We start from the raw sequence: 26,425 nt of genomic DNA, 5'->3' as shown, positions 1-26,425 counted from the left end.
GAATCAGAAGGAGGCAACAATAAATGTAGATGGTTGAAAAGCACATAAAGGCGTATAAGGATTACGTCAAAGGCATGAAATACAAGGACCTTGCCGAGAAATACGGGGTGTCAGTGAACACCATTAAATCATGGAAACAGCGGCATGGTTGGAAAAGAAAAAAGTGTGCACCTATTTCAAAAAGTATGCACACAAATAAAGGTGGGCAGCCAGGTAACAAAAATGCTTTAGGGAATAAGGGCGGCGCACCAAAGGGAAATCAAAACGCTGTGACTCATGGATTCTTCTCAAAGTTCCTACCAGAAGAAACACTATCGATTATGGAAGGGATTCAAGAACGTTCGCCTGTCGATATGATATGGGATCAGATACAGATTCAATATGCTGCAATTATAAGGGCACAAAAAATCATGTTCGTTTCTGACAAGGAAGAAATGATCAAGGAACAGAAAAAGAAAAAGTCTGTTCTATCCGAGACAAATGAAGTCGAAGAGGAAGAATACGAATTCCAATTTTCTTGGGACCGTCACGCCACATTCTTAAATGCTCAATCACGGGCAATGGCAGAACTCAGAAACCTTATAAAGCAGTTTGACGAATTAGCCCATACTGAGGACGAACGACGCCTTAAATTGGAGCATATGCGTTTAAGTATAGACAAGAAAAAATTAGAGATTGAAGAACTTACAGAAGAAGATAAACCTTTTGAGATCACCATTGTGAACAAAGGTGATGACAGTGATTAAACAAGTAAACCCTCATTTTAAAGAATTTCTTTTTGACTGGAATCAAAAGTTTCAATTCTTAGTAGGCGGTTATGGATCATCCAAAAGTTATCATGTGGCACTCAAGATTGTTCTGAAATTGCTAAAAGAAAAGCGTACTGCACTTGTTATTAGAGAAGTGTACGACACACATAGGGACTCCACATTTTCTCTATTTGATGAACTTGTAAGTGATCTGAAATTAGATCATATCGTTAGTTGTGTATCTTCTCCTATGCAGATTCGATTTTCAAATGGCAGCCGCATCATCTTTAAAGGGATGGATAAGCCAGCCAAACTTAAATCGATTAATAATATTTCACTCATTTGGATTGAGGAATGTTCTGAAGTGAAGTATGAGGGATTCAAGGAGCTGTTAGGACGTCTTCGTCACCCGACTTTGCCGCTCCACATGATACTCTCAACAAATCCAGTCGGAGAGGACAATTGGACTTTTAAGCATTTTTTTAAAGACGACCGAGAGAAGCGGTTTGTACTGGATGATAAGGAGCTTTATGAAAAGCGGATAATCGTTAGCAACGACACCTATTATCATCACTCAACGGCAGATGATAATCTTTTTCTGCCAGAAAGCTATGTCCAGCAACTTGAAGAATTGAAGACATACGATCCAGACCTTTACCGAATTGCGCGGAAAGGTCATTTTGGCGTGAATGGAATTCGGGTACTACCGCAGTTTGAAGAACGGCCACATGAAGAGGTTATGACTGCAATCTCTAATATTAACCGTCCACTTAAACGAGTTGGCATGGACTTTGGTTTTGTTGAGTCGTATAACGCCGTTGTTAGGGTTGCTGTGGATCACGAGAAGAAATATCTCTATATCTACTGGGAGTATTACAAAAATGGACTGACGGATGATAAGACAGCCGAAGAACTCAAGGAATTTGCAGTGACTAAAGAATTAATCAAGGCGGATTCTGCAGAGCCAAAGACAATACGTTACTTTCAGCAACACGGTTTCAATATGGTGGGCGCTCGTAAGTACCAAGGATCACGACTCCAATACACAAAGAAGATCAAACGGTTCAAGAAGATTATTTGCTCTGATCGTTGCGAGAACACGATTTATGAACTTAAACCGCTCACTTATGCTACCGATAAGCTGGGGAACATCTTAGAAGACGAGTTCACCATAGACCCACATACACTGTCAGCTATTTGGTATGCACTTGATGACTACGAGGTAACTGATTTGAAAGAAGAATCTAAAGGAAGACCGCAAAGATCAAGACCAGGAAGGAGGTAAAGTATGTCAAAACAATCTGTTAAAGCACGAGTGATCAAAGCCTCACCACCTACTGAATCAACAAAACAAATCTATGAAGATGAATTTGCGGACAGTTATGACAGCAACATTTTGCCGCCTCCGTATAATCTTAAAGAATTAAAGATGATTGCTGAGTATTCAACGATCTTACAGCAATGTGTTGATGCCTACAGGACAAATATTGTGGGTTTTGGATTTGATTTTGAGTACTCGTTTGATGTGAATTCGCCAGATGTGAAAAACAATGAAAAAACAGAAGCTGAAAGTGAATGGACAAAGCTTGAAGAGTTCGTTAAATATCTTCACTTTGATGAGTCAGCTGAGACTTTACTCGGCTTTGTTATTGAAGACCGAGAAAAGACAGGAAATGGTTTTATTGAGGTCATTCGAAATGGTGAAAATAAGCCGGCTGGTATTGAGTATATGGACGTTCAAAATGTTCGTGTTTGTAAATTGTCTGAACCAATTGAAGTTGATTTTACATACTTCGAAAAAGGACAAATGAAATCAATCAAAAGAGAAAAACGATTTCGCAAGTATGTTCAGATGATTGACGGTCGTATGGTTTACTTTAAAGAATATGGTGATCCTCGTACTTTAAATATAGAGACAGGCCAATATGATGAACAGACTCCATTCGAAAAACAAGCAAATGAAGTGGTTCATTTCAAAATAGGAAGCGGTACTTATGGAAAGCCTCGATGGATCGGCCATATTGTTAATCTGTACGGAGCTCGTAAAGCAGAAGAGCTGAACTTCATGTACTTCAAGCAAGGTAGACATATTCCCGCTGCTATTACAATTGAAAATGGTATGTTGTCAGAAGACTCATACACGCAATTGCAGGATTATATGAATGGGCTTGAAGGGGTGGAGAACGCTCATAAGTTCCTATTACTTGAAGCAGAAGGCATAGCGAAGGGGAAAAACATTCATGGTGATGAAGAGATTGCTCCAGTGAAAGTCGATATTAAATCACTTGCTGAAATCCTTCAAGAGGATGCCTTGTTTCTGGAATATGACCAAAAGAGCCGAGACAAAATTCGATCGGCTTTTCGTTTGCCTCCACTTTATACAGGTGAAGCCCAAGATTACAACAGAGCGACAGCAGACACAGCAAGAAAGATTACTGAGGAACAAGTATTTCAGCCTGAACGAAAATTAATCACAGGTAAACTGAATGCTTTATTTCTAAATGATCTTGAAATTCATAAGGTTCGTCTTATGTTGAAAGGGCCTGACTTTAGAGACCCGCTTGAGATTGCTAAGGTTTTAACACCGTTTATAACAGCTGGTGCAGTTTCTCCGAATGATCTACGTGATTTAGCTGGGAGAGTTCTTGGTAAGACGCTTGAGGAATGGCCTGAGGAAGAATACAATAGGCCGCTTGGTAAGACTAACGAGTCGTCTGCTTCTGATCCTTCGGCTACGCTGTTTAAATCTAAGGCCGGTACTCCTGATATGATTGGATTATTAAAAGATATGCGGGATGTTTTGGAGGATCTGAAGAGATGAACAAAACAGATAAACTGCTGGAAAGTCTAAATGCTTTTATTAAAAAAGCCGAGGAAGATGAGATGAAGAATCTAATGGAGAGTGTACCTGATTTCCCCGGCCTTTCTAAGATACCCAAATTTGTTGAAGAATATGAAAAAGGAATCGCCAAATTGCTCAGACGCCAGCGTAAGAAGTATTTAGACGGTCTGAATGGTTTTGTAAGCAAAGATTCGAAAGCGACTTTAGAAGCGCTTCTAGTGTTTTTTACACAGAACCTATTCGCGGAGGATGATTTCGAGGAAGAATTTCAGGAACTGACCGAGGGATTCTTGCAGCAGACCATTGAAGAACTGGCCGAAGTGATCATGGACTCTATAGATCCGGAAGTGCCTTTTAAGGTCTTATCCAATCGTACAATTAATTGGATTAAGGGTTGGTCTGAAAAACTGGCTCAGATCATGAAGTTAAACACTCATGAAGCAGTAGAAAACGTGCTGACGGATGCAATCGAAAACGGTTCTACAATCCAAGACATTGAGTTGACTCTCAAAGACATGCCACAATTTGATAGGGAGCGGGCGCGTACCACGGCCATCACTGAAGTGCTTGCTGCTTCCTCTGCCGCTCAGCATGAGTCATATGCACAATCGCCGGCAGTTAAGAAAAAGAAATGGCGGCACAGCGGAGGGAAGAAAAACAACCCGCGTGAGAATCATATTGATCTTGATGGCACAGTAATTGGCGTAGATGAAGAATTTCAGATACCAGGTAGTGGCGAGACATGCATGTTTCCACGAGATCCTAAACTATCTGCAGGTGAGCGGGTTCATTGCCATTGTGTTCTATCACCTGTGGTAGATAACGATATCTTAGGGTTGTCAGCTGAGGAAAAGGAAAAGATTCGAAGAGAAGCTTTAAAAGAAATTTAGAGAACCATTGAAACCCTGGCTATTTTATTTCGTAAAGTAAAATAGGAGGGGAGTATATGGAAACAATTTTAACATGTTTAAAAGACTATGGAGCATTATTAGGGTCCATTGTGACTGTGATCCTAACATCAATCTTGGTAATGCAACGGAACAAACTGAAAAGAAATGAAACTATTTTAACTGAAAGTCTAATGGAAGCAAGCGGGTCTCTTTTCTTCTCCATTAAAAACATATTAAATAAAGTTAAGATTACTGATATTACTGAAGAACTGAAAGAGTTTTTTGATAAATACTCAAAAGACCACAATTCACTTGTTAAATTAAAAGATAAGCGTATTATTAAACGGTTTGTAGAACTAGAGGAACTTTATTATGTCTATCTTTCAGAAAAAACCAGTGAAAATCTAGATAGACTTATGACCAAGTTTGTAATTCTGAAAAATGATATTGAGCAGGTGTTTTATACGGAACACAAGGTTGTTAATAAAGAAGTACGATGGTATTTAATTATTGAAAGTAAAGAAAATATATGGTTCCGAATGCTGTTGAGGGGATATAGGTATTTTAGTCACACTGTTATTTTTGCAGCCTTTTTGGATATCATTATGGTGTATGTAACTATAACAGACAGGTTTTCAGAAGAACATATGCTAGAAGGTATTTATGGTTGGGTTTTCTTATTCACCCAGTTGATTTCTATCTTGTTGGTATTTGTTCTATTTGTAAATTTTATGATTCATTTAACTGAAGAAGAAAAAGATAATTGGGGAACTAAATTTTGTAGATTTATAATACCTAAACGTTTGGTTCAAAGATTTCCTTTCTTAAGGAGATTTACTGAGGGAGATAATGAAGTTAATAGCGAAAAGAGAGCAATTAAGGAGTATGAAGAGAAATACAAACAATGGTTAAATCGTGAAAGGAGGTGAACAACATGCCAAGAGAATTAGTAAATGCAAAAATCACACATGTTTCGTATGTAGACAAGGCTGCTAATCAAAAGCAGTTCTTTTTTATGAAGTCAGAAGAAAAGCCGGTATTTCAAAAAGAAGTCAAGGTTCTTACCAAAGAAGCGGACGAGCAAAAACTTGTGTACGGTATCGTATATGAGCCGGATACAGTAGACGCCCACGGTGATTTCATGACAGCTGCAGAAATCGAAAAAGCCGCTCATGGATTCCTGAAAGATGCCCGAGAAATTGACAAGCAACATGATTTTCAGGGCGGTGTTGGTGAGGTGGTTGAGTCCTATGTCGCACCGGCAAACTTTGAAATGAATGGGGAAACCATTAAAAAGGGTTCATGGGTTCTTGTGACAAAGGCTTCAGAAGAAGTATGGGAGCAAATCAAAAAAGGCGAAATTACCGGTTATTCAATGGCTGGTACTGCCGAAACAATTGAAAAGCAAGAAGAAAAGCCCGTTTCTCAAGAGAAAACAGATGAGAAAGGGCTTTTTAATTTGCTCAAAAACTTTTTTATGGGTAAACAACAACAATCATATGAAGAGCCAGTTGAAAAGGCAGGGAGAAAGTTTTCCGCTTCAAACCTGCAGGAAATTAAAAATGCTCATACTGCTCTCGGTAACTTGCTGAGTCAGGTTGAGACAGAAGAGGAGGAAAAAGAAATGACTTCGGAGGAAGTAACGAAATCAATTCAAGCCGCTTTAGAGCCGATTGAGAAGCGGCTGGCAGATCTAGAAAAAGAAGAAGATCCTAAAAAGAAAGATAAAGAAAAAACAGACGAAGAGGTTGAAAAAGAGGGCGAGAAGTTGAAAAAGGCAATATCAGAAGCTGTTCAACCGCTCGTTGATCGAATTGAAGCAATCGAAAAAAAACGTGGAACATCTAAGCAAACCGAAGAATCGGGTTCTGAACAAATTCAAAAATCAATCTGGTCAGGGTTGTTTTAATGGATAAGGAGGATACGAATGAGAAATCAAGAGGTTATTAATAAAGCAGAAATGACGCTTTCTACTTTAGAGAGCGGCGGGATTATGAACCCTACTCAAGCTTCAACTTTTATTCGAATGGTTCAAGATTCGCCAACTATTTTAAGAGATGCGCGTGTTATTCAAATGGACCATGACACACAGAAAATCGAGAAGATCGGTTTTGGTCAGCGTATTTTAAGGGCAGCCCAAGAAGGAGTTGCGTTAACTAAAGATCAAAAATCAGTTCCATCAACTAGCACAGTTAACTTAAGCACAAAAGAAGTTATTGCTGAAGTTAACATCACTTATGACACACTTGAAAACAACATCGAAAAAGATGGCCTTCAAAATACAATCATGCAAATGATAGCTGAACGTGCTGCGGTTGATATTGAAGAGTTGCTTGTAAATGGGGATACATCTTCGTCCGACTCATATCTTGCACAATTAGATGGCATCAGAAAACAAGCTACATCTCATATTGTCGATGCTGCAGGTGAGGAACTGACACGCCAAACATTTAAACGAGGATACAAAGCTGTACCTCCTAAATATTTGCGAATTCCGCAGGAGTTCCGTTTCTATACATCGCCTGGTATTGAGGTTGAATGGAAAGATCGTGTAGCGGATCGTCAAACGAACTTAGGGGATGCAGCTGTTCAAGGTGGTCTTTCTTCTGCGTTTGGTGTTCCGGTCAAAGGTATTGCAAATTTACAGCCTTATACGATTGGAGAGGGAGATACTGCAGCCGATGTTTCTGATATCATCCTAACTCATCCGAAGAATATTATTCTCGGATTCTCTCGTAACATTCGAATTGAAGTAGATAAGGACATTCGTCGCCGTATGTTTATCATTGTTTTGACAGCGAAATTGGATAGTGTTTTTGAAGAAGAGGACGCCGTAGCCAAGATCGTGAAAGTGAAGGAGTAGGTGGTCTGGCGTGTATACTGCAAAGCTTATTAAAGGCAAAACATACAATGTTATGGGAATAACCTTTCGAGCAGGTGTCAGTCAAACAGTATCGAAAAAGCTCTATGAGTATTTAAATGAAAATCCATATTTTGTACTAACCCAAGAGCTTAATAATCAAAAGGAGGATCCGATAAATTATACTGAATCGGAATTGAAAGGTATGAATAAAGCAGAGCATGAATCCATTATTTCTAATCTTGGTGGCAATCCGTCTGACTTCAAAAACGCAGATGAAAGAATTGCCTACATCCTTAACCAAATAGATAACAAAGGGGAGTGACCTTATGCTGTTAATCACTCCTGATGAATTAAAGAGTTATTCAGTTTTTGAGTCTGTAAAGACCAGGCCTGACGAGTTGTTAAAACAGGATATCCTTGAGGCTACTGCTGATATCATTCTTAAAGTTGGACATGACTTTTCAGATGCAGAGTATATTCCTTTGCCTGAAACGGTTCGACTGGCCCTATTAAAGTTGTCGCAGTTTTATGCTCTTATAAATGGCGACGAGTCAATTATTAAAGGATATACAACTGAAAAGATTGGTGATTATTCTTATACTCTAGGGGATGGCAGTTCTCTTCAAGAACCTGATGTGTATGCATTAATAAAAGATTATGTGAAACCGGCTAACCCTGATTTAGAAGGGATTGAAGCGAAAGTGCGGATGAGATCAATATGAGTTATCAATCATTATTGACTCACAGATGTGACATTTACCATCTGCAGGAGAAAAAAGAAAATAGAAAGCAAAAATTCGGGGTGCCGGTTGAAGATGTTCAACCGGTTTTTTCGTACCCTGATGAGCCGGACATAGAAAATCAGCCGTGTTTTTTTATAGAAAAGAGTCAGTCCATTATCCAACAAGAACCGAATGTAGCTATTTATCAATCATTCCTTGTGCATTTCCCTGCTACTACTGATATTCGAGTAAATGACAGGGTGGTTTGGGATGGTACTGCTTATAAATTACAGAAGCCCCGCAAAGTCAGGAATCATCATTGGGAAGTGACGGCAGTACGGGAGGTTGAATGTTTGTGAAGATCAAAGGTCTTGATCAGTTCATTCAGTCATTAAACCGTGCTTCTCGCGGAGAATTGAAAGGGAAATACGAGGAGTGGCTTGAAGCTATGGGTTTTGAGTTCCTAGACATTATTCAAGATGAAATTATCAGGACGAAGACGGTAGACACACGCCGCTTGCTTAATTCCTTTCAGAAAGGTGACCAGGATAATATCTTTTCAATGACAAAAGGCAGCTTAAAGTTGGATGTTGGAACAAATCTGGAATACGCCTCATACGTGAATGACGGGCACTTTACGATCGATCCGTCTAAAAATCAGGATAGACGGTGGGTCCCAGGGCGGTGGAAAGGCGACCGTTTCGAGTATGACCCTGCTGAAAGAAATTCCGGCATGCTGCTGAAGTTCCAATGGGTAGACGGTTCTGGGTTTTGGGATAATGCCATGGCTGTATTTCAGTTGATGTTTGAGAGAAGCCTTGAGCGGAAGCTGCAGCAATGGATTGATGAAGAATTTTAAGGCGGTGCTGCCATGAATCAAGAAGTAGGTTCAATTATGGGCTATCTATACAAACTGTATCCTGTTCAAGTGTATGAAGAAGAAATACCACAGAACTTTGCTGTTCCGTCTCTTTACTTTCCACCGGCTTCCACGGTCGATGGGGCGGACACAGTATCTACGTTTCAGAAAGCCTATATTTTAAACGTAAAACTCTTTCACGAAAACGCACAGAAGGCTCATAATGAAGCAGAAAGGATTGTGGATACACTTAGAAGCAAAAGGGGCATAATTCCGCTTATACAAGAATCTGGCGAGGATACAGGTGATTTTATTCGGCTATCTCGAATAGAAACGCGGGTATCAGATGATTACGCGACCATTGTCTTAAACTGGACGAGCCGCTATTGGTATGAGCGAGAAGAACAGCGTTCAATAGATGGTTTTAAATTTAAAAGTGGGGTGAAATGATGGCCACTAAAAAAGAGAAAGCAGAAAATGCTTTTTATATTAAGGATTTGCGAGAGCACAGTCGAGAGCTCTTTGGGGTAAAACCCGAGGTGTTTGACGGTGCTCTTTTTCATGTTCATAAAACGAGTATTACAAAATCGGAAGCGAAGAAGTTGATTACTCAGTTTCTTCAAAAGGAGGTCAAATAGATGAACGGCGGAACATTCACACCCGGCAAGGAAAAAGAGCGTGCCGGTATTTACTTTAACTTCAAAACGACCGCGGAGAACCGTGTTTCTGCCGGAGAACGTGGAACAGTTGCGCTGCCGATAGCATCCAGCTGGGGTGAGGTTAAGAAATTCATTTCTATCTCTTCCATCGAGGACTTGAATAAAAAAGTAGGGTTGAATATTGATGATCCATCGCTATTGCTTTTACGTGAAGCAATGAAAAAGGCAAGTACAGTCTTGCTTTATCGTCTGACGGAAGGTCTTCGTGCTTCAGCAGACATTAGCGAAGGTGTAAAAGCTACTGCTCTTTATGGCGGCACAAAGGGTAATGACATCATTATCAGCATCACTGAGAACGTTATTGACTCTTTGAAAGTTGATGTCACTACCTACCTTGATCAGTCAGAAGTGGATAAACAAACAGTGTCTAAAGCTGAAGAGCTTAAACAAAATAACTATGTCACGTTTACAGGGAAAGGTGATTTAACAGTCACTATTCCGTTAACCGGTACGGCCCCTGAAGACATTAGCGGGGCTCTTCCGGCATCTTCCGGAATCCGCTTGTCAGGCGGGACAGACAAAACACCGACAAATGCCGATTATACAGCTTTCTTGGAAGCGGCTGAAACGGAATACTTTGACACAATCGCACTGCCTGTAGAGGATAACGAGCAATTAAAAGCAACGTTTGTTGCGTTTATCAAACGGCTGAGAGACAACCAAGGGCAAAAGGTTCAAGGTGTACTTTCAAATTATAAGGGAGACCATGAGGGTATTATCAATGTAACTGGTGGAGTCCTACTTGAAAATGGAACGGAGATCACTCCTGAAAAAGCTACGGCTTGGGTTGCCGGCGCGAGTGCGGGGGCTACATTTAATCAATCACTTACATTTGTAGAATACGAGGGAGCTGTAGATGTTCTTAACCGAATTGACAACGACGAAATCGTTGAACGATTGTCAAATGGGGAATTCTTGTTTACTTATGATTCTCGTGATAAATCAGTATCGGTTGAAAAGGACATTAATTCACTCACAAGCCTAACAGCTGAGAAAAATAAGATGTTCCAGAAAAACAAAATTGTCCGTGTACTTGATGCAATCAATAATGACCTGACATCTCAATTGAAAGCATTGATCAAGTCTCGCAAAGCAAGCGGCAGTGACGTTCCCGCTACAAATGACGGATTGCAGTTTGTAAAAACACTGATTACTCAATACTTGAGTGTTCTTCAAGATAACGGGGGCATTACTGATTTTGATTCAGAGAATGACATTACAATTGCTCTGAATAATGATCGTGACGGCTTCCTGATTGATCTTGCAGTTCAACCGGTGGATGCAGCTGAAAAATTCTACTTTAATGTTGAGGTGAAATAGGAATGGCATTAAAAGCGCAAAACACCATTTCAGGTAAAGAGGGCAGGCTGTTTCTTGATGGAGAAGAAATGGCCCATATCAAAACTTTTGAGGCCAATGTGGAGAAAAATAAATCCGAGGTCAATATCATGGGCCGTCGGATGACGGGGCACAAAACGACTGGAGCAAATGGAACGGGAACAGCCACTTTTTATAAAGTGACTTCTCAATTTGTTCTTATTATGATGGATTATGTGAAAAAGGGAAGCGATCCTTATTTCACGTTGCAAGCTGTACTGGATGACGCATCTTCCGGTCGAGGTACTGAACGTGTCACTTTATATGATGTAAACTTTGACTCAGCGAAAATCGCCGGACTTGATGTGGACTCTGAAGCATTAGAGGAAGAAGTACCATTTACTTTCGAAGACTTTGATGTTCCTGAAAAGCTTAAGGAAACTTTTTAAGAATCAACTGTAATGCATTTCAATTCTTCTTGAAAAATTTTAGAGGAAACTCGTATCATCTAGGGAAAACTAGTAGAATCTAATACATAACCACTTGATAACGTTGTGGTAAAGTGGTTAAAATAGTATTATCAATACTATAGGTATTTCACGAATACCTATGTAATGCATTTCATTTCTTTTAGTTTTCCATGTATTTCTTTCCAAAGAAATGCATAAAATAAAAGAGACCCGGTTGCCGCCGGGTCAGTATAAATGTTGGCCTATCAAGAGGGCTGGCTTAACAACTTCATGAAAGTATTTAGGATAGACTTTACCCTTTAACTTTGCCGAGCTCAAGGGGTGGGTCTATTTCTTCTTTATATAAGTCAACAGGGCAATTATAAATGACCCGAAAGCAAGCATAAGCATTAATGCTTGAAATGTTGACACGTGCATCACCCCCTTTCATGAGGGAGTGAGCCAGACCGCCCTTGAGATGTTGAAAGCCAATATTCATTTATACTAAACCATATTGTACCATAACACTTTCATAATCCGAGGGTTTTTAATAAAAGAAAAAGGGTTAAGGCTTCTATGATCAGCGTTTTGAACTCATAGATAAAAAAAGTAACAAATAAAAGATACAAATAATTATATAATCAATATATATTCATGTTATAATGGTGCCAAGCAAAAGTATTGCAATTAATCGCGTAAGTTTATAGGTAGCACTAAATTGCAACAATACAACTTGTTAACGTGTATTTCTTTCTTGAGAAATGCATAAAATAAAAAAAGATAGAGTGCTGCAACACTCTATCTTTTAGGATTTGCTATTTAAGCATCCGTTTGTTTTGGACACTCATTGCTAGCCGCAGGGGTGTCTTTCTTTTTAAATGTGAAAATAAAGGTCAAAAAAGCCAAAACCACAGTCACAACACTGCCAAGTAAATTGGCAAAGTTTATAATGACCATAAATGTTTCATAGGCAGACATATGAATTCACCTCCCTTTTAACGAATATAAATTAAGCAATGATTGTATGGAGGGACTTACATGCTGCATAAGGCAGCTTATCTAGTATTATAACTGAAATAATTGGAAAGGCATATTTTTTATAGAAAATATGCCTTTTTTATTTCCATTTTTGAAAAGGAGCTAATAAACATGAGCGAAAAACAAAACGAAAAAACATATGATCTTTCATTCTTTATGCCAGGAAAAACAATCGAAGCTGAAGAGGTTGAAGTGCCTATCTCAAAGCGGTTTGTAGATAAGCAAGGAAAGGTGATTCCGTTCGTATTCAAAGCTATTACGACAGAACGCATTGATGAGTTGGAGAAAGAAAACACGACATACAAAAATGTAAAAGGCCGAGGTCGCGTAAAGGAGTTGGACAGCCAACGCTTTTATGCTCGTATTGCGGTTGAAACGACTGTTTACCCGAACTTTAAAGCTAAGGAACTACGTGAGGCCTACAAAACAGAAGATCCAGTGGAAGTCGCCAAACGTGTTCTTTCTGTCGGCGGTGAGTATGCAAACTGGCTGAACAAAGCAATTGAAATCAACGGCTTTGATGATGATCTCGAAGACCTTGAAGAAACAGCAAAAAACTAGTAAAGGACGGGGACAAAGAGGCTGTATATCTTTATTACGCGATGCATGAGCTCAAATACGCCCCGTCAGAATTAAGAGAACTATATGAGGCACCGCGACAATTCAAGGCGCTCTTATATGGGTTTATCAGTTATAAGCTTGAGCTGTTAGAAGAAGAAGCGAAGAAGGGAGGTAATTAACTATGGCTAAACTAACAGCCACGTTTGAATTACATGATAAGATTTCCTGCAAGCTTCGAATGATACAAGGCAATGCTGAAAGACTTAAGAGGGCCGCTAATGGCCCTCTTATTTTTGACGCTGAAGACCGGACTGAAAGAGTTATGCGGCGAATTGACCGATCTGCCAACCGTTTGACCGGTCGGGCTCGATCGATTGAAGTGGATTTAGATGATCGAGCTTCAAATGGCTTACATTCTATACGTCAGCAAGCTGAGGATCTTACCGAGAGCCGCCATGAGGTGACGGTTTCCGTAAATGATCTAGCTACACCGCGTTTTCGCTTAATCCGTGGAGGTCTGTCTGATTTGAATCGCTCGCACGCTGAGCCAACTGTTTCAGTTCGTGATCGAGCTTCAAACCAATTAGATGAGATCCGTCGTCAAGTGTCCGATGTAGATAGCGAACATGCAGAGCCAACTGTTTCAATTAAGGATAGAGCTTCAGCGGCTCTTGATGCAATTGAAGCGAAAATAGACAGCTTGAAGGATGCTACCATTACTCTGGCAGTTGCAGGTGGTTTTTCTGCAGGTTCAATTATGGGTTCTGGTAAAAGTACAATGTCTCAGGATGCTTATGTGTCAGCAACTTCAAACGTTAATAAAAAAGATGTTGCAAGAATGACGGATCAGATCTATTTCAACAATAAAGCGGGCAGTTCTCGGGAAGAAGTCAGTTTATCTCTAAGAAACTTATCGCAACAGACAGGGGCGTCTAAAAAAGCTCTGGCTGAATTGACTGAGTCGTCAAGTAAGATCGCCCAGCTCATGAATGCTGATCAGACAGAGGTAGATCGCGCTTTCAGTTCAATGTATAACAACTTGAAATTGTCCGGGAAACAAAGCGGAGACTTAATTGCTTATGTATATCGGAATGCCGGTGACCAAGCTGACGATTTATTGGACACGATGAATGAATACAGTTCCACCTTTAAAGACTTGAAGCTCACAGGCGGCCAAATTGCAAACGCCATGATAAAAGGAACAAAGGGTGGCGCCAGAAACTTCGATAATCTAGCCGATAGTATGCGTGAGTTTAACATCCGCCGAACCGAAATGTCTGATAGCCAAGTGGACGCATTTAAAACGCTGTTCGGAGCCAAGGAAACTAAGAAAATGTTCAAGGGCTTCAAAGATGGTTCAATAAGCGGAGAGGAAAGTTTATTTAGGGTGGCAAAAGCCCTTTCTAAAGTGAAAGATAAAACAAAGCGGGCTGCTATTGCAACTGAGCTTATTGGAACACAATACGAAGACCTTAAACAGCCGATTTTAGATATGGCTGAGGGTATTGGTACAAGTGCCAAAACAAGCGGTGAATTAGAACGAAGCTTTACGAAACTTCGGGATAATAACCCGATGACACCGGTTAATGATGCCATGAGAGATTTTGAAAGCATATCTAAGGATATGGGAACTTCTCTGCTAACTGGATTAGGGCCAGCCTTTGATAAAATCAGCTCGTACATTAACAGTAAAGAAGGTCAGGAAAAACTTAAAGAGATCAAAAAAGATATTGCCGATCTTGGTGAGGAGATAGGTGGTAAGTTAAACGTAGCCATTGAGTGGAGCGTCAACCATTGGGATGATTTGAAAACAGCGATTAAAGTTGTGATCCCTTCTTTAATTGGGTTGATTGGTTATTTGAAAATACTACGTCCGCTGTTAAAAGGCATAGGTACTGTCGGAAGTGATGCAGCAGGAGTAATCCGAAAGCTAATTCCAAAACGTACTCCTGAAGCTGGCGCTAATACGCGAAGTGAAAGGAGGAACAGAAACAGTAATCGTAATGCCAGCACAAGGACATCCAAAACTGCCATAGGTCCAACGAGTTTGCCTCGAAGCGGCAGCTTAACATGTTGCTGTTGTAGCGATGGAGGTAAAAATGATCGCATTCGTAGAAGACGAGGGAAAAGAGTTTTAGGACGACGCGGTAATCCAAACCGAATGAACCCTTCTGATAGTTCAATTGCTGTGTCATCTGAACGGTTGGAGAGAAGGCGTTCCGGAAGAACTGTAGGTACTAATCCAACCAGAGATTCAAGATCAGCAATAATCACTACGAGATCGGAGCTATACTCAGCTGGTAGAGCTGCAGGCGGTACATCGAAGTTCGGGAAAGTCTTAAGTCCTCTGAAAAGTGTTGGCAAGTTTGCAAAGGGAGTCCCTCTATTAGGAACAGCGTTAGCGGCAACAGATTTAATTGGGATGAATAAAGACAATGTAGGTGAAAAAATTGGATCAGCTGGCGGTGGTCTTGCTGGAGCGGCTACAGGAGCAGCTATTGGCAGTGTTATTCCAGGAGTGGGAACAGCCATTGGTGGAATAGTTGGTGGTATAGCAGGCACCATGGGCGGTTCAAGTTTAGGTAAGGCGTTTGATGGTTCAGAAGTAAAAAAGAAACTAGACAGTACATTATTTGATCAAAAATGGTGGTCTGAAAAATGGTCCGGTATTAAGAGTAATGCGAAGACTTCTCTGAATGGGTTAAGTGATACATGGTCTCATGTAAAAGAAAAGGTGAAGTCTACTTTATTTAATAGTGAATGGTGGTCTGAGAAGTGGTCTGGCGTTAAAAGCTGGGCACAGGACAAATGGAATAGTGCATCATCTGTTTGGGAGTCCGTAAAGGGAAAAATAAAATCCACTTTGTTTAGTGAGAAGTGGTGGTCAGGAAAATGGGAAGGCGTGAAAGGTTGGGCTCAAAGTATGTGGGACAGCGCGTCTTCTGTTTGGCAATCCGTTAAAGGAAAGCTAAAGTCCACTTTATTTAGCGAGAAATGGTGGTCAGGAAAATGGGAAAGTGTAAAGAGCTGGTCAAAAAATAAATGGGACAATGCTAAATCAATATGGAAAAGTGTTAAGAGTTCCATCTCAGAAACCCTTTTTAGTAAGAAGTGGTGGTCTGAAAAGTGGCAGAGTGTAAAGGAATTGGGAAGCAGTATTTTAGGCGGAGTAAAAGAAGTTGGTGGTAAAGTAGCTTCAAGTGCGAAAAAAACTGCTGGTAAAGCGTGGGGATATGTGAAGAGTGGCGTAAATTATTTATTTGGTACGGGAAAAGAAAAGCCAAAGAAACATGCTACTGGTGGTTACATTACGAAGCCAACGATATCTTGGATTGGTGAAGCTGGTAAAGAGTTTGTTATTCCTGTTGAGAATAATAAAGGTCGCGGCAAAATGCTCCTTTCTCAAGCTGCTTCGAAATTAGGGATGAATGTTGTTGATGATATAGCATCTGCTTCATCTGCAGGAGGTGAACCAACAACTTCCCCGCTAATCCGTAGAGCGGCGGTGACTGCTTCTGTATCTCCTATCATTGACACATCCAGTCTGGATGAACAAGCGACTTCATTTGGTCAACAGTTCACTAAAGGCTTTGATCAAGGAATTGGAGATCATGTTGTTTCTATGGACGCTTGGAAACAGAAAAACGTTTGCCAGCCAATGAACAATTTAATCTCTTATTTTCCGAATTACGGAAAGCAAGTGGTCAATGGATATGCTAAAGGTCAAAACAGCACTTCGACCGGTACAGATAGCTTCTTGCAGACGAAGGTTAAAATGCCATTTCAGAACACTGTTAATAAATCTTCATCATGGGGAAGCGGAACGATCAAAGGTTTTGCTTCCGGACAAAATAGCTCACAAACTGGTACTGATCAATACGTCAGCACTCATATTAACAAGCCGTTTATCCGCTCTAAAGAATCATCAAACGGATGGGGGAGCGGTATGATCGGTAATTTTGTTTCAGGCATGACTTCTAAGGCAAGTGAAGTCAATGAGGCTGCCAAGGAACTGGCGAAAAAAGTTGAGAAGGCATTTCGTGAAGAGCTGGATATTCATTCACCTTCCCGTGTCATGATGAGTCTTGGTCGTTTTGCCTCTATAGGTATTGTAAAAGGTCTGGATTCTGTTGATGTGAAAAAGTTTGCTGAAAAACAAGCAGGCTCACTAGCTGCTGCTTATTCCGGAATGGGTGCAGTAAGCGGGAATGTAAAGCAATGGCTCATGGCTGCTATCATGGCTACAAAGACACCGATGAGCTGGCTTCCAGGGCTGATGACAATTGCTCAGCATGAGTCAGGCGGTAATCCGAAGGCAATCAACTTATGGGATAGTAATGCGAAAGCAGGACATCCATCTCAGGGGCTCATGCAGACAATCCCAAGTACCTTCAACGCACACAAATTGCCGGGCATGAATAATATTCTTAACCCGATTCACAACGCTGCTGCTGCGATTGGCTATATCAAAAGCAGATATGGATCAATTAATAATGTACCAGGCATTAGAAGCATGAGACGCCGTGGACCGTATGTTGGTTATGCGAACGGCGGACTCATTACCAAAGAGCAGATTGCCCTTGTCGGTGAAGGAAACAAACGGGAATGGATCATTCCGGAGGAGCGGGGCATCCGCGGCCGCTATCTGTTAGCTCAAGCAGCTAAAGCGCTCGGAATGGAAGTCACAGACCCATCTCAAACTGGCCAAACTGAATTATCCTCCGGTCAAATAACAGCCGCTACTACAGGCAGCCAACAAACAACAGTTACAGCTGCAGGAGGCAAAGAAGTTGTTATCCAGTTTAATGGTGATCAGCATTTTCACAATGACCAAGACATGAACAGCCTTGTAGCTAAGATTAAGCAGGCCCTTGTCGAGGAGCTTGAACAGGATATCAACATTGGAACGAAGGGAGTCGTTGCTTTTGACTAAATCCATATATGAATTCTGGATGTCACAAGGGAAGGACAAGCTGCGGCTTCCTGTCCTTCCTGAACAAATTGATATTTCAAACACAATTCAAAATGAATCAGTAAAAGTGGCTAGTTTTGGGGAGATCACTTTTATTGATAAACCGGGAGCGAAAGAAATTTCGTTCTATTCTTTTTTTCCAAAGAAACACAGCCCGCTTGCTGAGTATAAGGGATTTCCTTCTCCTGAAAATGCTATTACAAAGATCGAGAAATGGGTGAAATCTAAAAAGCCGGTTCAATTCTTAATTACTGGAACGAAAATTAATTTAACTTGCAGTATCGAGGTTTTTTCTTATAGCGAGGGCCAAAAAGATATAGGTGATCGTGATTATGAAATAAAGCTGAAGGAATACAAAACTGCTTCGCCGCGGAAGATCAAGCAGAAGAAAAAGACGAAGAAGAAACGGCCATCTAAATCAGCTCCTAAAACATACACCGTTAAGAAAGGCGATACACTGTGGGACCTTGCGGGCAAATTTTATGGAGACAGTACAAAATGGCGCAAGATCTGGAACGTCAATAAAAAGGCTATGATCAAACGAAGCAAACGGAATATAAGACAGCCAGGACACTGGATCTTTCCTGGGCAAAAATTAAAGATACCGCAGTAAGCAGGTGATGACAATGATAGAACTTTTCGTCATTAAAGAAACGGAATGGCTTGAGCTGGTGACTGAAAGTGTTTCTCTTGAGGGACAACGGTATCAGGCACCGCGATCAATCACAGCAAAGATCATAACGAAACAAGGAACCCATTCATATTACAGCGTATCAGAAGGGGATACGGTTCTGTTTAAGTGGAAAGGGAAAGAGCTGTTTCGAGGTATTGTGTTTTCTCGCAATCCGGAAGAACATGGGCTGACCTTTACGGCTTATGACATGCTGCAATATCTGGTTAAGAACAAAGATGTTTATGTTTTCTCAAATCAACGTGCAGACGAGATTATAAAACGGTTGGCGCGAGATTTTCAGATTCCGACTACATCCATTGCAAATACGGGTTACACCATTAAATCATTAGTGTTTAAAGATGATACGAGCCTTTATGACATGATTCTGAAAGCCTTGAAACAAACGAAGAGCCAAACAGGAAGGAATTATCAATTATATTCTGCGAAAGGAAAGCTCGGTCTACGAGCTTGGCCAGATCCTTCAGAAGTATGGGTGCTAGAATCGGGTGTGAACATTACTGGTTATCAATACAGCACTTCCATTAATGACACAGCCACAAAAGTAAAGCTCCGCCGGCAGAAAGACAATAAAACATACACAGCCACCGCAAGTGACAGCTCAGGGATCAGTAAATATGGTGTGCTTCAGTATGTCGAAACGGTTTCTGATAACATTAACCAGGCGCAGCTTCAGGAGCGTGCGAAAGTCAAACAGGCACAGAAAAAAGGTGTTAAAAAAGAACTTAAGAGTATTCAAGCGATTGGCATTCCGGATCTTCAGAGCGGCTTGCCCGTCTATATCTCAATTCCGGAAGTCGGGGTTAAGAAAACATACTGGATTGATACAGATAAACACGAATTTAAAGGATCGACACACACGATGACCATTGATGTGGTTGAGAAAAATTCTATCCCTGATGGTGTTTCCTCATGAGATTAAGTGAAGCAATCAAACATTTGGCTGTCGGTGCAGTTGATTCTGAGTCACCGGTGGATATTATGCCGGCTGAAGTGGTTTCCGTTTCTCCTGTTGAAATTAAACTCAATGAAAATGAAAAGCTAATTATTCCGTCTGATTTGATTATTATTCCTAAACGGCTGCGCGCTGGAGGAGATGAAGAACTAAAGATGGGTGAGAATGTGATGGTTGTCTCCTTAAAAGGCGGACAATCATTTTTTATTCTCGACAAAATATAGGGGGTGCCTGGGTTGGCCCTTTCGCCAGAAATTGAATTTGATGATATTGAAGATAACAGCGAAGTCATAGAGACCTCGCAAACCTACAAAATAGATTTTGAAAATGGCTGTATCACAAATGAAATTATCACAGGCCTTGAAGCGATTAAGCAGTTTGTATATCTGTCTCTCCATACTGAGCGATATGCATATTCTGTTTACAGTCATGACATTGGAAATGAGCTTCAAGACGTGCTGGCAGATAACGAAACAACAGACGCATATAAGAAAATGGAGATCCCTCGGCTGATAGAGGAAGCACTGATCTATGACGACCGAATTTCTGCTGTTACAGATTTTGAAATAGATAAACAAGGCGAATCGTTCCGTGTCTCCTTTACAGTCGAAACTGACGAAGGAACATTGGAGATCGAGGAGGTGCTTGGCGAAGATGTTTGAAGATCAAACCTTTGAAGTGATTATGGATCGTATGTTGAACAGCATTTCAGCGGACATTGATACAAGGGAAGGCAGCGTGATTTATAATGCCTTAGCTCCTGCAGCCGCAGAATTGGCCAAGTCTTACATTTGGCTCGATACGGTGCTGGAACTTGTCTTCTCGGACACAGCACAAGGAGAATTCTTAGATCGTCGTGCTACTGAAGCCGGCATCGAGCGAACGGCTGCCACAAAAGCAGTCAGGGCAGCGGAGTTTACTGAAGGTGTGACCATTCCTGTAGGCTCTCGCTTTTATGTTGATAATCTTTATTTTCAATACACAGTTGACGGGACGTTGGAATGTGAAACAGCCGGAGAAGCGGGGAACGCGAATATTTCTGGCCAGAATCTATTGTCATTAGACACTATACCTGGGCTTCAAAAAGCGATTGTGAAAGAGATTCTGATTCCTGGACGTGAAGAAGAGGATGATGACAGTTTAAGAGCTAGATATTTTACCCGCGTGCGTCGAGAAGCTGTCAGTGCCAATAAAGCACACTATAAACAATGGGCTGAAGAAGTAGACGGAGTGGGGAAGGCAAAGATCTTTCCGCTTTGGAACGGGGACGGCACAGTCAAAATTGTCGTGACTAATGCTAACTTGGAACCTGCTTCCGATATTTTGATTTCTAAGGTTAAAAACTATATTGATCCTGAACCCGGACAAGGTGAGGGACAAGCGCCAATAGGTGCCTTTGTCACAGTGGAGAGTGCGGTATGGAAAGAGGTTGAGATTTCAGCCGAGGTACTTCCCGAGGTCAATAGCTCTATCGAACAGGTAAAGCAAGAAATCGAATCAGGTGTTTTAAATCTCTTTAAAAAGATTGCTTTTGAAGATAACGTTATCCGTTTATCGCAGATTAATAATATCGTCTACAATTCACCTTCAGTAAGTGATTACGCAGATATTAAAATCAACGGCGTGGCCGAAAATTTGGTTCTGAGTGATGTCGAAATCCCTAAATTGGGGCAGGTGAACATCATTGAGCAAACTCGATGAAATGACTTCTTACCTGCCGCCGTTTCTTACCAAATTAAAGGAAATGGCTGAACTTCTTAAAGCGGAAGCTCCGGAATTTGAGAAGCAAAATAACAGTATCTTTGATCTGACAGATCAGCTGTTTGTTACTACGGCAACCTGGGGGCTTGAACGATGGGAAAAGATTTTGAACGTAATGCGGGAATCAGGTGACACCGATGAGATCCGCCGATTGCGTCTAATCTCTAAAATGTCCAACATACCCCCCGCAACATATAGGGCCATTGAACACGCGTTGAACCGGTTCCTGAAAAATCCGTCAGCTCAGGTTCGGCTGCTTCCCGGAGAGTACCGTTTTAATGTTGATATTGATATAGATGATATGCAGCATATGAGCGAGCTCATAGAAACATTGGAGAATATGAAGCCAGCTCATTTGGCATATACCTTGCGAGCTGCTTTGAATGAGCCACTCCAAATAAAAGATACTGTCATTTTGAATAACAGAAGGTATCGAAAAGCAAGTGAGCTAAAGGTAGGTTATTCCGTCACGCTAAATAATAACGAGGTGGTCCTTGTATGATTACACAGCTTTATAGAGAGCGTACAGCTGCAGATTTGAAAAATAGAATATCGAAAGTGCTGCTGAATGGAAATGAAACAGAAATTGTGGAACTCACCATTCAGGGTGCCGTTGTCACGGTGCTTACTCAACGAGAGGAAGACATCAAACATATTAAGAGTGTTCAGATACTTGATGATCAAAACAACGTGATTACGGAAAGAACAACAGATTTAGACGTTAGTAATAATAGAACGCTAGATTTTAGGATTACTTTTGAGGTGGTGTAACAATGGCTTATGATGCAAAAACAGATTGGCTCCCGGACGATCCGATTAATGAAGATGATGTGAACCGTTGGGAGAAAGGCATTCAAGATGCGCATAAAGATTTAGCTGTACATAAAAATGACATGAACAACCCTCACAATACAACAAAGGCGCAAATCGGGCTAGGGAACGTTGATAATGTACAGCAAGCTTCGAAAAAAGAATTTGAAGAGCATCGTAATGATTTACAACGGCACATTACACCAGTGGAACGGGAGAATTGGAATGCAAAAGAAACAATTGTCGGAGCTCAGGAAAAAGCGGATAAGGCTTTATCGGATGCAAAATATTACGTGGATACCAACTATAAAAATAACAATCTGACGTTAATTACTGGAGACAATGCTATTCAAGATGCAAGAACAGGAGGGGAAGAATATCCTTTAGGACTGACCTTAATGGACATTGGGCAGGGAAATACTACAGGCTACCCCTTGGGTTATGGCATTGTCAAAAATGAAAAATATAATAATTACGGTTTCACTCAATACTTTTACGGAACAGGGAATGAGTCTGGGACTTACTATGACAGTACAGGAGTTTGGATTAGACACTGGTGGAGTGGTTCAGGCTGGACTCCGTGGCAAAAGATATCAGGTTTTGCTCATGCGAATATTGGAACTACAGGTGTTCAGTATTTGAAAAAGATTGATCACACTAAAATTGCATTTAACAGGGTCATCAAGGATAGCCATAATGCTTTTGATACTAAAAACAATCGATTTATTGCTCCGAACGATGGAATGTACTTAATCGGGGCAAGTATATATACCTTAAATTATACATCTTATATAAACTTTCATTTGAAGGTTTACCTAAATGGAAAAGCATATAAAACACTGCACCATGTAAGAGGAGACTTTCAGGAAAAGGATAATGGGATGAATCTTGGTTTAAACGGCAATGCGACTGTACCCATGAATAAAGGAGATTACGTTGAAATCTGGTGCTACTGTAATTATGGAGGAGACGAAACACTGAAAAGGGCAGTAGATGATAAAAATGGTGTATTTAACTTTTTTGATATACAAGAACTTGGAGGCCGAAACTATCCAAGATTTTAGGAGGTAACGATGAATATAGGCGAAGCTATTCTTTTTAAATACCCAACAGCTGATCCAACAAAGGATTTTATTGTCCAGAATAATGGTGACGGAACTCCCTCATATATAGCAGAGTGGAATATTAGGGCACCTATACCAACTGAAGCAGAGTTAAAATCTTGGTGGGAAGAGCTTCATAATACATCTGCATATGAACCACCAGTTCAAGTGGATCTACTCGCGCAAGAGTTATCGCAGGAAAAACTGGCTCGTAAACAGCTTGAAGAATTAAACCAAACTTTGGGAAGTGAGCTTTCAAAAATAAAGTTGCAACTGCTTACTCTACAAGGAGGGAAAGATTCATGAATTATTGGGTGCTGGCTTTGCATTATAACTGGGCTTCTTCTGAAATGGTGAAACAGGCAATTCATCTCAAAGATTGCTCGCCCGAAGATTTACAGGAAGGAATAGAGAAAAAACTCATTACAGCTGAACAGTATAAAGAGATCACAGGAGAAGCCATTTAGGGCTTTTTTATTTTGCCTTAAAGGGGGTGGTTCCGTTGTAAACCCATGCTTACCACTAATGATCATGATCTTATAGCAAGGAGGATTTTTAATGGCATCATATAGTTTTCAATTTCCAACAGATGTAACCGGTAAGCCGGGGGCAGCCAAGCCATACAGAGAAGGAAACAGAGATTTTGTTGTGCCGGTAGCTTCAATTTCCGGTAATGCAGAGCTGCTGACGAACGCAGTTTTAAAAGCCACTGAAGTATACACGCAATATGGTCAAGATCGATTAGGTCAGGTTTTAATTTCAAAAGTAAAAGGTCACGCTTATTCTGATCGTGAAGGTACCTTATTCATTGAAGAAAGTAACGATATGAATTCATGGACTACAGTCTCTTCGTTGGTTGTCAAAGCAAATACACTTGGCGAGACTGAATGGGTTCATTTAACTAAACGCTATTTCCGTTTCAGATACGGAAATGGTAACCTGCAGCAATCTGAATTTTTACTATACCAGTCACTGGGCGCAGGTGAAGAGGATATAAACATTAACCACACTGTTCCTATTACAGCAGTTGCTCCGTTCTCAGTCCAGTTAGATAAAAGCAGCTTAACTGATGATGGTCGTTTAAAAGTTCAGACTGAAGGCCTGAACCTTAGCTCATTAGACACTCAAGCAAAAACAATGGATATTGTCTTTCACGATAAAACAGAAACCATAGGTGAGGGTAACCGATTCACCGTTGGATCATTTAAAACGTTACTCATTGAAGTTTATGGGACGGCTGAGACAAGTGAATTGAAATTCTGGGGTAAATCCTTATCGGGAACAAAAAGAGCCTTGAGAGGGCAAAAAGTGGATGACGGAACATTTGCCACTAGCACAAAAGGAAAATCTGAAGCCTGGTCTTTTGACATTTCCGGTTTTAAAGAAATTGTTATGGAGCTTACAGCTTTAACAAATGGAAACTTTTCAGTTAGAGGGACGGCCGTCTCATAAGATCCGGCTGTCCTATTTTTATTTGCCTCGGAGGAGGTGATTAGAAATGGAGGAGACAAGTTTGTTTATCAATTTTGAAACATTAGATTTAGCAAGAGTATATTTATTTGGAGGGGTGAAGTACCTTGATTTACTTCTAGTTCTTAGCATAATAGACGTTTTAACAGGAGTAATTAAGGCATGGAAATTCAAGAAACTGCGAAGCCGGAGCGCATGGTTTGGCTATGTCCGCAAGCTACTCAATTTCTTTGCGGTCATTTTAGCAAACGTTATTGATACAGTCCTCAATTTAAACGGTGTCCTAACCTTTGGTACAGTTCTTTTTTATATTGCTAATGAAGGATTGTCAATAACTGAAAACTTAGCACAGATCGGTGTTAAAATCCCATCAACAATAACAGATCGATTACAAACAATTGAGAACGAAAAAGAACAGAGTAAGAATAGCGCAGACAAAGCTGCTGGCTAAGCCAGTGGCTTTTTTATTATGTAGACAGAAGGAGAGAGGATATATGCCAATCAAAGTTGTTAAAAATCTAGTCTCTAAATCAAAATATGGATTGAAATGTCCTAATCCAATGAAAGCTGAATACATCACTATTCACAACACTGCGAATGATGCTTCAGCAGCCAATGAGATTTCTTACATGAAGAATAACTCTAGCTCAACGAGTTTTCACTTTGCGGTAGACGATAAACAAGTCATTCAAGGAATTCCAACGAATCGAAATGCATGGCACACAGGAGATGGAACAAACGGTACAGGGAATCGTAAGTCGATTGGTGTCGAAATTTGTTATAGCAAGTCAGGAGGGGCACGATATAAGGCAGCGGAAAAGCTTGCTATTAAGTTTGTGGCACAGCTGCTTAAAGAACGAGGATGGGGTGTTGACCGTGTCCGCAAGCATCAAGACTGGAACGGTAAGTATTGTCCGCATCGTATTTTGTCAGAGGGAAGATGGAATCAAGTTAAGGCTGCCATTGAAAAAGAATTAAAGTCGCTAGGTGGGAAAATAAGTACAAGCAAAACAAGTACAGCTAAAAAGAAAACAACAAGCTCAAGTAGCAAGAAAACGTCATATACGCTGCATTCTGGCATCTATAAAGTGACAAGCCCGATGCGAAAAGGAGACGACGTAAGGCAAATTCAAAAAGCACTGGCTGCACTATACTTCTACCCGGATAAAGGAGCTAAGAATAATGGAATTGACGGTGTGTATGGCCCAAAAACAGCAGATGCCGTAAGACGGTTCCAGCTGATGAATGGACTAAATCCTGATGGCATTTATGGACCGAAAACGAAAGCAAAAATAAAAGCACTTTTGAAGTAATAAAAGGTCCCTTGAATTTTCAAGGGACCTTTTATGGATTATAAAGTTTCAATATTCTTTTCTATTTTTTGAATAACTTGTTCGAGCCATACTAATGGAGATACTCCGTAACTACGAATGTCTACTCCGTCAGCAGCTTCATCGATAAAATCATTCTTTTCTTCATCCGTATAATCACTGTTAATAAAATCTTTTAATGCTACTATATCAGTTTCTTGCTCTTCTTTTGGAATCTCTTCTAAGTATTCGTCCAGTGCTGATTCTGGAGTTTCTATATCTTGATGAAAAATACCTCCTAGAAATTGAAAAACAGGTTCGGAAATGTTTGTATCTATCATGGT

General features: G+C 40.6%; 34 protein-coding genes. 31 read left to right on the top strand and 3 right to left on the bottom strand.

What is annotated here, in order from left to right; translation table 11 throughout:
• Window positions 1-29: 29 nt before the first annotated feature.
• From terS to NYE49_RS13085, 15 genes are read left to right on the top strand one after another with little or no spacing between them, the layout of a single operon-like run.
• Complete coding sequence (gene terS / locus NYE49_RS13155; RefSeq protein WP_339233448.1) at window positions 30-746, top strand: phage terminase small subunit; 717 nt, start codon at window positions 30-32, stop codon at window positions 744-746.
• Window positions 739-2,034 carry a PBSX family phage terminase large subunit gene (locus tag NYE49_RS13150; protein ID WP_339233446.1) on the top strand — a complete coding sequence of 432 codons (1,296 nt, stop codon included), beginning with the start codon at window positions 739-741 and terminating at the stop codon, window positions 2,032-2,034. The genes terS and NYE49_RS13150 overlap by 8 nt, the downstream gene beginning before the upstream one ends.
• A 3-nt stretch (window positions 2,035-2,037) precedes the next feature.
• On the top strand, window positions 2,038-3,570 hold the full coding sequence (locus tag NYE49_RS13145) for a phage portal protein (protein WP_342410293.1): 1,533 nt from the start codon (window positions 2,038-2,040) through the stop codon (window positions 3,568-3,570).
• Window positions 3,567-4,481, top strand: a complete 915-nt coding sequence (locus tag NYE49_RS13140) for a phage head morphogenesis protein (RefSeq protein WP_221777060.1) — start codon at window positions 3,567-3,569, stop codon at window positions 4,479-4,481. The genes NYE49_RS13145 and NYE49_RS13140 overlap by 4 nt, the downstream gene beginning before the upstream one ends.
• A gap of 56 nt (window positions 4,482-4,537) precedes the next feature.
• Entirely contained in the window at window positions 4,538-5,410 is an 873-nt protein-coding gene (locus NYE49_RS13135; protein WP_024122166.1) for a hypothetical protein, read from the top strand.
• Window positions 5,411-5,415: 5 nt separating this feature from the next.
• Window positions 5,416-6,390 carry an XkdF-like putative serine protease domain-containing protein gene (locus tag NYE49_RS13130; RefSeq protein WP_339233441.1) on the top strand — a complete coding sequence of 325 codons (975 nt, stop codon included), beginning with the start codon at window positions 5,416-5,418 and terminating at the stop codon, window positions 6,388-6,390.
• A gap of 18 nt (window positions 6,391-6,408) precedes the next feature.
• Window positions 6,409-7,344 carry a phage major capsid protein gene (locus NYE49_RS13125; RefSeq protein ID WP_339233440.1) on the top strand — a complete coding sequence of 312 codons (936 nt, stop codon included), beginning with the start codon at window positions 6,409-6,411 and terminating at the stop codon, window positions 7,342-7,344.
• A 10-nt stretch (window positions 7,345-7,354) separates the two neighbouring features.
• On the top strand, window positions 7,355-7,666 hold the full coding sequence (locus tag NYE49_RS13120) for a YqbF domain-containing protein (RefSeq protein ID WP_339233438.1): 312 nt from the start codon (window positions 7,355-7,357) through the stop codon (window positions 7,664-7,666).
• A 4-nt stretch (window positions 7,667-7,670) separates the two neighbouring features.
• Window positions 7,671-8,066, top strand: coding sequence for a DUF3199 family protein (locus tag NYE49_RS13115; RefSeq protein WP_339233436.1), 396 nt, complete (start codon window positions 7,671-7,673; stop codon window positions 8,064-8,066).
• Window positions 8,063-8,425 carry a YqbH/XkdH family protein gene (locus NYE49_RS13110; RefSeq protein ID WP_339233434.1) on the top strand — a complete coding sequence of 121 codons (363 nt, stop codon included), beginning with the start codon at window positions 8,063-8,065 and terminating at the stop codon, window positions 8,423-8,425. Before NYE49_RS13115 ends, NYE49_RS13110 begins: the two co-directional genes overlap by 4 nt.
• Window positions 8,422-8,925, top strand: a complete 504-nt coding sequence (locus NYE49_RS13105; RefSeq protein ID WP_327808420.1) for an HK97 gp10 family phage protein — start codon at window positions 8,422-8,424, stop codon at window positions 8,923-8,925. The genes NYE49_RS13110 and NYE49_RS13105 overlap by 4 nt, the downstream gene beginning before the upstream one ends.
• 12 nt (window positions 8,926-8,937) lie before the next feature.
• Window positions 8,938-9,375, top strand: a complete 438-nt coding sequence (locus NYE49_RS13100) for a DUF6838 family protein (RefSeq protein ID WP_095713355.1) — start codon at window positions 8,938-8,940, stop codon at window positions 9,373-9,375.
• The gene (locus NYE49_RS13095; RefSeq protein WP_033880532.1) at window positions 9,372-9,563 is read left to right on the top strand and encodes a hypothetical protein; all 192 of its coding nucleotides are present in this window, start codon (window positions 9,372-9,374) and stop codon (window positions 9,561-9,563) included. The genes NYE49_RS13100 and NYE49_RS13095 overlap by 4 nt, the downstream gene beginning before the upstream one ends.
• Window positions 9,564-10,964, top strand: coding sequence for a phage tail sheath family protein (locus NYE49_RS13090; protein WP_339233429.1), 1,401 nt, complete (start codon window positions 9,564-9,566; stop codon window positions 10,962-10,964). It abuts the gene before it with no gap.
• Window positions 10,965-10,966: 2 nt separating this feature from the next.
• The gene (locus tag NYE49_RS13085; protein WP_015714312.1) at window positions 10,967-11,410 is read left to right on the top strand and encodes a phage tail tube protein; all 444 of its coding nucleotides are present in this window, start codon (window positions 10,967-10,969) and stop codon (window positions 11,408-11,410) included.
• A 348-nt stretch (window positions 11,411-11,758) separates the two neighbouring features.
• Here NYE49_RS13085 and bsrH read toward each other — a convergent pair whose 3' ends face one another.
• Window positions 11,759-11,848, bottom strand: coding sequence for a type I toxin-antitoxin system toxin BsrH (bsrH, locus tag NYE49_RS13080; RefSeq protein WP_075058862.1), 90 nt, complete (start codon window positions 11,846-11,848; stop codon window positions 11,759-11,761).
• Between the two features lie 381 nt (window positions 11,849-12,229).
• Entirely contained in the window at window positions 12,230-12,388 is a 159-nt protein-coding gene (locus NYE49_RS13075; RefSeq protein WP_268284202.1) for a hypothetical protein, read from the bottom strand.
• 171 nt (window positions 12,389-12,559) lie between these two features.
• On the opposite strand from NYE49_RS13075, the gene NYE49_RS13070 reads away from it, so the two are divergent.
• The 16 genes from NYE49_RS13070 (at window position 12,560) to NYE49_RS12995 (ending at window position 26,084) form a co-directional block, all read left to right on the top strand.
• A complete protein-coding gene (locus tag NYE49_RS13070) occupies window positions 12,560-13,009 on the top strand; it encodes a phage portal protein (protein WP_268472373.1) in 450 nt (149 codons plus the stop codon).
• Window positions 13,010-13,050: 41 nt separating this feature from the next.
• Complete coding sequence (locus tag NYE49_RS13065; RefSeq protein ID WP_289859369.1) at window positions 13,051-13,188, top strand: hypothetical protein; 138 nt, start codon at window positions 13,051-13,053, stop codon at window positions 13,186-13,188.
• 2 nt (window positions 13,189-13,190) lie between these two features.
• Window positions 13,191-17,942 carry a phage tail tape measure protein gene (locus NYE49_RS13060; RefSeq protein ID WP_342410292.1) on the top strand — a complete coding sequence of 1,584 codons (4,752 nt, stop codon included), beginning with the start codon at window positions 13,191-13,193 and terminating at the stop codon, window positions 17,940-17,942.
• Window positions 17,935-18,594: a LysM peptidoglycan-binding domain-containing protein gene (locus NYE49_RS13055; protein WP_339233423.1), complete on the top strand. Its 660-nt coding sequence runs from the start codon at window positions 17,935-17,937 to the stop codon at window positions 18,592-18,594. Before NYE49_RS13060 ends, NYE49_RS13055 begins: the two co-directional genes overlap by 8 nt.
• 13 nt (window positions 18,595-18,607) lie before the next feature.
• Entirely contained in the window at window positions 18,608-19,588 is a 981-nt protein-coding gene (locus NYE49_RS13050; RefSeq protein WP_339233421.1) for a phage portal protein, read from the top strand.
• Window positions 19,585-19,851 carry a DUF2577 family protein gene (locus NYE49_RS13045; RefSeq protein WP_010330118.1) on the top strand — a complete coding sequence of 89 codons (267 nt, stop codon included), beginning with the start codon at window positions 19,585-19,587 and terminating at the stop codon, window positions 19,849-19,851. The genes NYE49_RS13050 and NYE49_RS13045 overlap by 4 nt, the downstream gene beginning before the upstream one ends.
• Window positions 19,852-19,863: 12 nt before the next feature.
• Window positions 19,864-20,289 (top strand): DUF2634 domain-containing protein, encoded by a 426-nt coding sequence (locus NYE49_RS13040; protein ID WP_339233420.1) that lies wholly within the window; start codon window positions 19,864-19,866, stop codon window positions 20,287-20,289.
• A complete protein-coding gene (locus NYE49_RS13035; protein ID WP_268407677.1) occupies window positions 20,282-21,328 on the top strand; it encodes a baseplate J/gp47 family protein in 1,047 nt (348 codons plus the stop codon). The genes NYE49_RS13040 and NYE49_RS13035 overlap by 8 nt, the downstream gene beginning before the upstream one ends.
• Window positions 21,312-21,890 (top strand): putative phage tail protein, encoded by a 579-nt coding sequence (locus NYE49_RS13030; protein ID WP_095432548.1) that lies wholly within the window; start codon window positions 21,312-21,314, stop codon window positions 21,888-21,890. Before NYE49_RS13035 ends, NYE49_RS13030 begins: the two co-directional genes overlap by 17 nt.
• On the top strand, window positions 21,887-22,159 hold the full coding sequence (locus NYE49_RS13025; RefSeq protein WP_003229942.1) for a hypothetical protein: 273 nt from the start codon (window positions 21,887-21,889) through the stop codon (window positions 22,157-22,159). Before NYE49_RS13030 ends, NYE49_RS13025 begins: the two co-directional genes overlap by 4 nt.
• A gap of 2 nt (window positions 22,160-22,161) precedes the next feature.
• Window positions 22,162-23,262 (top strand): pyocin knob domain-containing protein, encoded by a 1,101-nt coding sequence (locus NYE49_RS13020; protein ID WP_342410291.1) that lies wholly within the window; start codon window positions 22,162-22,164, stop codon window positions 23,260-23,262.
• Between the two features lie 9 nt (window positions 23,263-23,271).
• Window positions 23,272-23,607, top strand: coding sequence for an XkdW family protein (locus tag NYE49_RS13015; protein ID WP_339233413.1), 336 nt, complete (start codon window positions 23,272-23,274; stop codon window positions 23,605-23,607).
• Window positions 23,604-23,768: an XkdX family protein gene (locus NYE49_RS13010; RefSeq protein WP_003229944.1), complete on the top strand. Its 165-nt coding sequence runs from the start codon at window positions 23,604-23,606 to the stop codon at window positions 23,766-23,768. Before NYE49_RS13015 ends, NYE49_RS13010 begins: the two co-directional genes overlap by 4 nt.
• Before the next feature lie 91 nt (window positions 23,769-23,859).
• Window positions 23,860-24,753 (top strand): phage portal protein, encoded by an 894-nt coding sequence (locus NYE49_RS13005; RefSeq protein ID WP_339233411.1) that lies wholly within the window; start codon window positions 23,860-23,862, stop codon window positions 24,751-24,753.
• Window positions 24,754-24,799: 46 nt separating this feature from the next.
• On the top strand, window positions 24,800-25,222 hold the full coding sequence (locus NYE49_RS13000; RefSeq protein ID WP_339233409.1) for a holin family protein: 423 nt from the start codon (window positions 24,800-24,802) through the stop codon (window positions 25,220-25,222).
• A 43-nt stretch (window positions 25,223-25,265) separates the two neighbouring features.
• On the top strand, window positions 25,266-26,084 hold the full coding sequence (locus tag NYE49_RS12995) for an N-acetylmuramoyl-L-alanine amidase (RefSeq protein WP_339233407.1): 819 nt from the start codon (window positions 25,266-25,268) through the stop codon (window positions 26,082-26,084).
• A gap of 38 nt (window positions 26,085-26,122) precedes the next feature.
• Here NYE49_RS12995 and NYE49_RS12990 read toward each other — a convergent pair whose 3' ends face one another.
• Complete coding sequence (locus NYE49_RS12990; protein ID WP_080529577.1) at window positions 26,123-26,422, bottom strand: contact-dependent growth inhibition system immunity protein; 300 nt, start codon at window positions 26,420-26,422, stop codon at window positions 26,123-26,125.
• Window positions 26,423-26,425 lie beyond the last annotated feature (3 nt).

The sequence above is a fragment of the Bacillus sp. FSL L8-0358 genome (genome assembly GCF_038593095.1).
Taxonomy (GTDB): Bacteria; Bacillota; Bacilli; order Bacillales; family Bacillaceae; genus Bacillus; species Bacillus subtilis.
Note: the sequence above shows the minus strand (reverse complement) of the source record. Positions and strands in the feature narration are given on the sequence as shown.

Bases quoted from the DNA above. Each gene is read 5' to 3' on its own strand.
- NYE49_RS13115 (WP_339233436.1), top strand. From the start codon at position 7,671: ATGCTGTTAATCACTCCTGATGAATTAAAGAGTTATTCAGTTTTTGAG.
- NYE49_RS13145 (WP_342410293.1), top strand. From the start codon at position 2,038: ATGTCAAAACAATCTGTTAAAGCACGAGTGATCAAAGCCTCACCACCT.
- NYE49_RS13025 (WP_003229942.1), top strand. From the start codon at position 21,887: ATGATTACACAGCTTTATAGAGAGCGTACAGCTGCAGATTTGAAAAAT.
- NYE49_RS13045 (WP_010330118.1), top strand. From the start codon at position 19,585: ATGAGATTAAGTGAAGCAATCAAACATTTGGCTGTCGGTGCAGTTGAT.
- bsrH (WP_075058862.1), bottom strand. From the start codon at position 11,848: ATGCACGTGTCAACATTTCAAGCATTAATGCTTATGCTTGCTTTCGGG.
- NYE49_RS13110 (WP_339233434.1), top strand. From the start codon at position 8,063: ATGAGTTATCAATCATTATTGACTCACAGATGTGACATTTACCATCTG.
- NYE49_RS12990 (WP_080529577.1), bottom strand. From the start codon at position 26,422: ATGATAGATACAAACATTTCCGAACCTGTTTTTCAATTTCTAGGAGGT.
- NYE49_RS13005 (WP_339233411.1), top strand. From the start codon at position 23,860: ATGGCATCATATAGTTTTCAATTTCCAACAGATGTAACCGGTAAGCCG.
- NYE49_RS12995 (WP_339233407.1), top strand. From the start codon at position 25,266: ATGCCAATCAAAGTTGTTAAAAATCTAGTCTCTAAATCAAAATATGGA.
- NYE49_RS13135 (WP_024122166.1), top strand. From the start codon at position 4,538: ATGGAAACAATTTTAACATGTTTAAAAGACTATGGAGCATTATTAGGG.
- NYE49_RS13065 (WP_289859369.1), top strand. From the start codon at position 13,051: ATGCATGAGCTCAAATACGCCCCGTCAGAATTAAGAGAACTATATGAG.
- NYE49_RS13130 (WP_339233441.1), top strand. From the start codon at position 5,416: ATGCCAAGAGAATTAGTAAATGCAAAAATCACACATGTTTCGTATGTA.
- NYE49_RS13015 (WP_339233413.1), top strand. From the start codon at position 23,272: ATGAATATAGGCGAAGCTATTCTTTTTAAATACCCAACAGCTGATCCA.
- NYE49_RS13090 (WP_339233429.1), top strand. From the start codon at position 9,564: ATGAACGGCGGAACATTCACACCCGGCAAGGAAAAAGAGCGTGCCGGT.
- NYE49_RS13010 (WP_003229944.1), top strand. From the start codon at position 23,604: ATGAATTATTGGGTGCTGGCTTTGCATTATAACTGGGCTTCTTCTGAA.
- NYE49_RS13060 (WP_342410292.1), top strand. From the start codon at position 13,191: ATGGCTAAACTAACAGCCACGTTTGAATTACATGATAAGATTTCCTGC.
- NYE49_RS13070 (WP_268472373.1), top strand. From the start codon at position 12,560: ATGAGCGAAAAACAAAACGAAAAAACATATGATCTTTCATTCTTTATG.
- NYE49_RS13050 (WP_339233421.1), top strand. From the start codon at position 18,608: ATGATAGAACTTTTCGTCATTAAAGAAACGGAATGGCTTGAGCTGGTG.
- NYE49_RS13085 (WP_015714312.1), top strand. From the start codon at position 10,967: ATGGCATTAAAAGCGCAAAACACCATTTCAGGTAAAGAGGGCAGGCTG.
- NYE49_RS13035 (WP_268407677.1), top strand. From the start codon at position 20,282: ATGTTTGAAGATCAAACCTTTGAAGTGATTATGGATCGTATGTTGAAC.
- NYE49_RS13075 (WP_268284202.1), bottom strand. From the start codon at position 12,388: ATGTCTGCCTATGAAACATTTATGGTCATTATAAACTTTGCCAATTTA.
- NYE49_RS13140 (WP_221777060.1), top strand. From the start codon at position 3,567: ATGAACAAAACAGATAAACTGCTGGAAAGTCTAAATGCTTTTATTAAA.
- terS (WP_339233448.1), top strand. From the start codon at position 30: ATGGTTGAAAAGCACATAAAGGCGTATAAGGATTACGTCAAAGGCATG.
- NYE49_RS13000 (WP_339233409.1), top strand. From the start codon at position 24,800: ATGGAGGAGACAAGTTTGTTTATCAATTTTGAAACATTAGATTTAGCA.
- NYE49_RS13020 (WP_342410291.1), top strand. From the start codon at position 22,162: ATGGCTTATGATGCAAAAACAGATTGGCTCCCGGACGATCCGATTAAT.
- NYE49_RS13095 (WP_033880532.1), top strand. From the start codon at position 9,372: ATGATGGCCACTAAAAAAGAGAAAGCAGAAAATGCTTTTTATATTAAG.
- NYE49_RS13125 (WP_339233440.1), top strand. From the start codon at position 6,409: ATGAGAAATCAAGAGGTTATTAATAAAGCAGAAATGACGCTTTCTACT.
- NYE49_RS13100 (WP_095713355.1), top strand. From the start codon at position 8,938: ATGAATCAAGAAGTAGGTTCAATTATGGGCTATCTATACAAACTGTAT.